Origin of the sequence: Clostridium sp. (genome assembly GCF_051278035.1) — a bacterium.
GTDB lineage: Bacteria > Bacillota > Clostridia > Clostridiales > Clostridiaceae > Clostridium_AD.
The window spans coordinates 24,375-31,383 of sequence record NZ_JBNMNU010000030.1 but is presented as its reverse complement, the minus strand read 5'-3'; the positions used below and the strand labels follow the sequence as shown (position 1 = coordinate 31,383).

The 7,009-nt window shown below is 33.4% G+C and carries 6 protein-coding genes and 1 pseudogene; all 7 read right to left on the bottom strand.

Annotation, left to right across the window (positions count from 1 at the left end):
• A pseudogene (locus ACJAX4_RS06620) lies at window positions 1–232 on the bottom strand (4-hydroxybutyrate dehydrogenase); the annotation flags it as partial.
• Window positions 233–336: 104 nt separating this feature from the next.
• Window positions 337–1,704 carry an aldehyde dehydrogenase family protein gene (locus ACJAX4_RS06615; RefSeq protein ID WP_435788660.1) on the bottom strand — a complete coding sequence of 456 codons (1,368 nt, stop codon included), beginning with the start codon at window positions 1,702–1,704 and terminating at the stop codon, window positions 337–339.
• Window positions 1,705–1,733: 29 nt separating this feature from the next.
• Window positions 1,734–3,293 carry an acetyl-CoA hydrolase/transferase family protein gene (locus ACJAX4_RS06610; RefSeq protein WP_435788659.1) on the bottom strand — a complete coding sequence of 520 codons (1,560 nt, stop codon included), beginning with the start codon at window positions 3,291–3,293 and terminating at the stop codon, window positions 1,734–1,736.
• Between the two features lie 15 nt (window positions 3,294–3,308).
• Window positions 3,309–4,610 (bottom strand): acetyl-CoA hydrolase/transferase family protein, encoded by a 1,302-nt coding sequence (locus ACJAX4_RS06605; RefSeq protein ID WP_435788662.1) that lies wholly within the window; start codon window positions 4,608–4,610, stop codon window positions 3,309–3,311.
• 18 nt (window positions 4,611–4,628) lie between these two features.
• Entirely contained in the window at window positions 4,629–4,901 is a 273-nt protein-coding gene (locus ACJAX4_RS06600; RefSeq protein ID WP_435788658.1) for a hypothetical protein, read from the bottom strand.
• 5 nt (window positions 4,902–4,906) lie between these two features.
• Window positions 4,907–5,188, bottom strand: a complete 282-nt coding sequence (locus ACJAX4_RS06595; protein ID WP_435788657.1) for a NifU family protein — start codon at window positions 5,186–5,188, stop codon at window positions 4,907–4,909.
• A gap of 38 nt (window positions 5,189–5,226) precedes the next feature.
• Entirely contained in the window at window positions 5,227–6,732 is a 1,506-nt protein-coding gene (locus ACJAX4_RS06590) for a 4-hydroxyphenylacetate 3-hydroxylase family protein (RefSeq protein ID WP_435788656.1), read from the bottom strand.
• Window positions 6,733–7,009: the final 277 nt, after the last annotated feature.

Below are 7,009 nucleotides of genomic sequence, written 5' to 3'. Positions count from 1 at the left end.
TTTTGCCTTCCATATCTTTCATAATGGCATTAATCATTTCATCAGATGGTTCTCCCGTTCCGTATTTTTCTTGGAACAACACGTCAGCCTTTAAGTTAAGTTCTCCCATAGCTGGTGTGTATATAAAATCATTTGTTAAAACAAAATCTCCTTCTCCTATATTGAAGGTTTCTGCAAACTCTTTGCAAGTTTCAAATTTATAAACCTGTGGCTTTACTTGAAGTAATTTCATAATTTACACTCTCCTATTTATCGAAATTATAGTGTTTTAATAAATTCCATAGAGATTAAATTCTCTATGGAATTTGTTATATATCTCTAAACTAAAAGCTTATTCTATTCCCAAATCTCACTATCAGTTGGAACAACTGCATCTTTATTAAAATATCCGATTCTTGATATATTTATTAAGTGATAATAAGTAAAGTTTTCAGATATTGAATTATTTCCCCAAGATCCACAACCAAGAGTTGTAGATGGGTTAAATCCATTTTTCAAACTTCCACCTGCTCCTGTAGATGATGTTTGATTAACAACTAATCTACTTATTGGTAATTCTTTACCTGCATATTCAATATGAGCATTATTATCTGAATGAACAGCTGTAGTATGGCCTGCACCTTCAAATAAAAGATTTGTTTTAGCTAATTGAACTGCTTCTTCAAAAGTATCGTAAGTCATTGTTATCATAAATGGGAACATTTTTTCCTTGTTAAGCAAATCAAGTTCTCCTATTCCTTTAGTTTTTAATATAACAACTTTTGTAGCTTCAGGAACCACAACTCCTGCGAAATCAGCAATAAACTGAACTGATTGACCAACAAGTTTACCATTTATTACTCCACCTGGGAACATAACACTTCTAAATTTCTCAATTGTTGCTTCATCTTCAATGTAATATGCGCCATTATCAGCAAATGCCTTCATAATTTCAGCATGTTTTTCAACTGGAGCAATAATAGATTGTTCTCCTGAGCAGATAATTCCATTATCAAATTTTCTTCCTGCTATAATATCTTTAGCAGCTTGATCAAAATTATATTCTCTATCAATAATAACCTGAACATTTCCTGCTCCAACTCCAAATGCTGGTTTTCCGCTTGAATAAGCAGCTCTTACCATTCCCATTCCACCAGTAGCTACTACTGTATCAGCAGCTGACATTAATTCTGATGTTAATTCAACAGATGGTTCTGATATTATTTGGATTAGGTTTTCTGGTGCTCCAAGTTTTCTTAACTCGTCATTCATTAACTTAACTGCATGAGCTGAGCAGTTCTTAGATCTTGGGTGCGGTGCAACGATTATTGAATTTCTTCCTTTTAGTGCAAACATAGCATTACACATAGGTGTAACTATTGGGTTAGTTGTTGGCGTAATAGAAGCTATAACACCCTTTGGCTTTGCAACTAGTGATATTCCTTCTTTTCCTTCTTCTGATCCAATTATATCAACAGACTTTTTGCCTCTTAAGCTATTCCAGATAACCTTTGGCTTACCCATGTTTTTAGCTACCTTATCTTCATAAACTCCCATTCTTGTTTCATCAACTGCTTCTCTTGCAAGCACTGCAGCATTATCGTATATAACTTTACCAATTACTTTAACTAGTGCATCTACCTGTTCTTGATTATAGTTTGCAATACCTGCTTGAGCTGTTCTTGCCTTTACCATCATTTCATTAATTATTGATTTGTTATCCATTTGTGAATTCCTCCTAAATTATGTTGCTTTTATTTGTTAACTATATCTTTATATGACTTATCAGCATTTTTTTTAGCTTCATCTATTTTCTTTTCTTTCATAGATCCAGTCGCTAAAAATCTACTATGCCATCCTAAAGCTTTCTCAAGGTTATGTGGTGTATGTTTTGCTCCAGTAAGCTGCGCATCTTCAAAATATCTCATAAGTTTTTCTTTATAATCTGGATGTGCGCAATTATTAATAATTGCCATTGCTCTTTTTCTAGGGCATAATCCTCTTAAATCTGCTACACCTTGGTCTGTTACAATAACCATAACATCATGCTCTGTGTGGTCTACATGAGATACCATTGGAACAATTGAAGATATATCTCCATTCTTTGCAATAGACTCTGTTGTGAAAATTGTTAAATATGCATTTCTTGCAAAATCTCCAGAGCCACCGATACCATTCATCATCTTACTACCCATTATGTGTGTCGAGTTTACATTTCCATAAATATCTACTTCTATAGCAGTATTCATAGCAATAACACCTATTCTTCTTGCTATCTCAGGATTATTACTTATTTCTTGAGGTCTTAAAATGATTTTTTCTTTATATAAATCTATTTCTTCTTTAAATTTAACCATTCTTTCTGGAGAAAGACTTATAGCCGTGGAAGATAACATTTCTGCCTTCCCACATTTTAATAAATCTAACATAGAATCTTGAATTACCTCTGTATAACAAGTTAAATTCTTAAAATCAGACTCACAAAGACCTCCAAGTACCGCATTGGCAACACTACCTACACCAGATTGGAGTGGTAATAAATTCTCTGGCAGTCTACCCTTTTCTACTTCACTTTCTAGAAAGCTAATTAAATTTTTAGATATTTTCTTTGAGCCTTCGTTAATTGGCGCAAATGGCCTTGTCTGATCTACTAAATCTGTCATAACAATTGCTGCTATTTTTTCAATTCCACAAGGTATGCAGGTAGTTCCAATTCTATCCCCTGGGTGCATTAGTGGAATTGGTTTTCTAAAAGGTGGTTTTTCTGTCATATATATATCTGCCATTCCCTCTAATTGAATAGGTTGATTTTCGTTAACCTCTACAATTACAAAATCTGCATTTTTTATATAAGACGCTGCATTTCCAATAGCGGTAGAAGGTACAATACATCCATCTTCTGTAATTGCAACAGCTTCAATAATTGCTACATTCACTTTTGGAAGCATTCCAAAATCCACATATTGACTACTATGACTTAGATGCATATCTATATAATCAACTTCACCTATATTTATGCTATTCCTTAGTTCAGTATTAGTTTGGTATGGCAGTCTCTTAGCCATAATTCCTGCGTCAACCCATGCTTTATCAATTTCTGGTCCAACGGAAGCACCTGAATATAAGGTTAATTTCATTTTTTCACCAGTAGCTTTTACTCTGGTGGCTAATGCTAGTGGAACAGCCTTTGGATAACCAGATGGTGTAAAACCACTTACTCCAACCACCATTTTATCTTTAATTAGTGTTGAAGCTTCTTCTGCGCTTACTATTTTACTTTCTAAACAGGCATTTCTTATTCTATCAGTATTCATTATACCATCCCCTATTTAAAATTTTCTTTTGAATCTAATTTCCCACTGTTTTATAAGTTCAGGTCTAAAATCTGGATGAGCAATCTCAATTAATGATTTACCACGCTGACTTAATGTTTTACCTTTAAGTTCTGCAATTCCATACTCTGTAACTACATAGTGTACATCATTTCTAAGTGTTGTAACGGCAGCGCCTTCATCAAGCATCGATGCAATTCTAGAAATCTTCCCTCTGCCTGCTGTAGAAGGCATAGCAATGATAGACTTACCATCCTTTGCCATAGATGCACCTCTAATAAAGTCAACTTGTCCACCAGTTCCACTAAACTGCGTTAATCCTATAGTTTCTGCATTGACTTGTCCCATTAAATCTACTTGAATTGCTGAATTTATACAAACCATTTTATGATTTTTAGCAATTGTAATAGGATTATTTACATAATCTACAGAATACATTTCAACCATTGGGTTATTATCAACGAAATCATAAAGTCTTTTAGTTCCCATAAGGAAAGTTACTACTGTTTTTCCTGGATGAATTGTTTTTTCCTTATTGGTTATAACTCCTGCTTCAACTAGGTCTATTACTCCGTCTGATATCATCTCTGAATGTATACCTAAGTCCACTTTATCTTTCAAAAATAAAAGTACTGCATCTGGTATAGCTCCTATTCCAAGTTGAAGTGTTGAACCATCTTCAACTAAAGACGCACAATGCTCTCCGATAGCTTTCTCAATATCTCCAATTCTAGGAGGCTGAAGCTCTATTATTTCATGATTTGATTCTACAATGTAATCTATATCAGAAATATGTATAAAAGAGTCTCCCATAGTTCTCGGCATTTTAGCATTTACTTCCGCAATCACAAGTTTTGCAGATTTTGCTGCCGGTTTTGAATAATCAATAGATACACCTAAACTACAATATCCATATTTATCAGGTGTGGAAACTTGAACAAGTGCTACATCTACTGGTAAACTTCCATTTGTAAATAACTCTGGAACCTTAGAAAAGAAACAAGGCGTAAAATCTGCTCTTCCTGAACTTACTGCTTCTCTTACACTTCCGCCTACAAATAATGAGTTATGTCTAAAATGTTTTTCCATGCCAACCTTTGCATATTCACTACCACTCATTGCCACCATGTGCACTATTTCAACATTTTCATAAGCTTCACAGTTGGCTACCATTGCAGCTATAAGTTCTGTTGGTTCTGCACAAGCATGTCCTGTAACTACTCTGTTTCCAGATTTTATTTTTGAGACAGCTTGCTTAGCCGTAATAACCTTCGATTTATAAGTTTCATCTATATTAATGATTATCACTCCCCTAAGTTACAATTTTTTTATTTTGTCTATAATATTGAGTAATTTAATATAATCACTTTCACTAGTTATAAATATTTTTTCATATTTAGCCTGAAGATTGTTGTGCTGTGCACAAGCACTTGTACATCCCGATAAAACAACAACTATATCATAAATAATTTCTTGCTTTGAGGTTTCAATACTGTGTGCTTCACCAATATGTTTCTTTAACCTTGACACTAAATCTGCTCTATCATACCTTGGGTTACACCCTCCACAATATTTAATACCAATATTCATCCTCATTATCTTTTACTATTTCTTAAAATTTTTCTTGCTTGATCTAATAAATCTTCACTTACTTCATTTTTAAGTATTACCTTTTTAATACCAGGTATTGCTTCTTTAAGTGGAGTTTCAACTAAATCTTCAACGGTATATTTTGCGGATAAACATCCACTACATTCACCTAAAAGCTTAACTTGAACTATTCCATCATCAACGCTAACAAGTTCAATATTCCCATTGTGCTCTGCTAGTTTTGGCCTAACAGTCACTTCTAGGATTTTTTCAATTTCAGCAAACATAACGACACCCCATATATATTAAAAATTCTTTTAGTATCTTATTTCTTAGTAGTAGCTGCAACTAATGGTTCTGCTGATGTTTCATTTTTAGCATCATCTACCCTAGCGATTACTTTTGCTAAAGCTTTTTTATGACCTAAATTACTTTGTCTTGCTATCATTATTCTTTGAGCTTGTGGTGAACCTGCACCATGCATTGATTCTGTTCTGTAACCAACTGCAGCTGTTCCAAGCGACATATTTTCTATTAATCTTAATACTCTCATTCTATTTTCAGTTGAAACAGATGCAACACCTTGTAAGTACTTTTTGCAGTAAGGTCCAGTTAATTCACCTGTAAAGTCTTTACCTGAAGGCATAGTAACCATGAGTCCGCCAGCAATATCTTCAGCAAGTCTTACTATTTCATATGGGAATCTTGTAACATTTTGCTTACATACATTAGCAAGCAATAAATCTATTATGAAGTTACCTGCTTCAGTTTTATGACCTTCTGCAGAACATGCAATTCCACAAGCATATAGAGTTTCATTTAAATGAGTCATTTCTATTAACTTGTCTTTAATGTGTGATACTTTACTTGTTCCATTATATTCTGCAGCTAGAGCAGTAGCTCCAATAAGCACATCACCTACTCCAGTTTTGCATCCACCATAACTTTGTCTATGATATCCTGCAAATCTCTCAACAAGCATTCCTGCAAATTCAGTTTCTCCATTTAAGAATATTCTATCATTCGGTACGAATACATCATCAAATATTGTTAAAGCTTCTACTCCACCAAAGTTATAATTTCCAACATCAAGATCTGCGCCTTCTTCACTTTTTCTTGTATCACAAGACTGGCGTCCAAGAATCATAATAATGCCTTTTGTGTCTGTTGGCACTGAAAATGAAACTGCATAATCTTTATCTTCTGGTCTCATAGCCATAGTTGGCATAACTAAAACTTCATGAGAATTGCATATACCAGTTTGATGAGCTTTTGCTCCTCTAACCACAATACCATCAGGTCTTCTTTCAACTACTCTAAGAAACATGTCTGGATCTTCTTGTTTTGATGGTGATAAACCTCTATCTCCTTTTGGATCTGTCATTGCTCCATCTACTATTAAATCATTGTCATGAACATATGTTAAAAACTTTTTAAATCTTTCATGATAATCAGTTCCATGTTCTTTATCAATTTCGAAAGTAGTATTATATTCAGAGTTAAACGCATCCATACCAACACATCTTTGGAAACATGAAGCAGTTTTTTGTCCACATAATCTTTGCATTTTAACTTTTTTAATTAGGTCATCAGTACTTTGATGAAGATTTGCAAATCTGTTAATTTTCTCTCCTGTAATAGGAGAATTAACAACCATTAAATCTTCATATTCAGGCATTTGTGCCAAATCATAAGTCATTTTAACTGAGTTCATTGAAGGTCGAATTATAGGGTTGTCCACTACGTTTTCTACCTTTTCTCCAAACATATAAACATTTAATTTTAATTTTCTAAGACTTTCTACATATTGTTCTCCAGTCATCATTCCCATTAAAAACAGCTCCTTTTTATTTTAAGTTTAGTTATTTTATTTATTAGTTTCATAATTATATATAGCAATTTTCATGCCAACTTCATAATTCATGTATATTCAGGTAGCAGCCGTAATGATATGGTTAGAACACACATTTGCTTGGTGCAATTCTACACCAAAATTGATGTATGCTATAAATGAAAAACTTTACTAACTTAATGATTGTATAATGTTTAACAATATAACTTCTCCCAATAAAATTGTAAATGTAAATATGCAACAAGTTGCATATTTA

What these genes read in the sequence shown, in the direction of transcription:
- ACJAX4_RS06595 (WP_435788657.1), bottom strand. Translation starts at nt 5,188, where the DNA reads ATGTTTGCTGAAATTGAAAAAATCCTAGAAGTGACTGTTAGGCCAAAA.
- ACJAX4_RS06610 (WP_435788659.1), bottom strand. Translation starts at nt 3,293, where the DNA reads ATGAATACTGATAGAATAAGAAATGCCTGTTTAGAAAGTAAAATAGTA.
- ACJAX4_RS06600 (WP_435788658.1), bottom strand. Translation starts at nt 4,901, where the DNA reads ATGAATATTGGTATTAAATATTGTGGAGGGTGTAACCCAAGGTATGAT.
- ACJAX4_RS06590 (WP_435788656.1), bottom strand. Translation starts at nt 6,732, where the DNA reads ATGGGAATGATGACTGGAGAACAATATGTAGAAAGTCTTAGAAAATTA.
- ACJAX4_RS06615 (WP_435788660.1), bottom strand. Translation starts at nt 1,704, where the DNA reads ATGGATAACAAATCAATAATTAATGAAATGATGGTAAAGGCAAGAACA.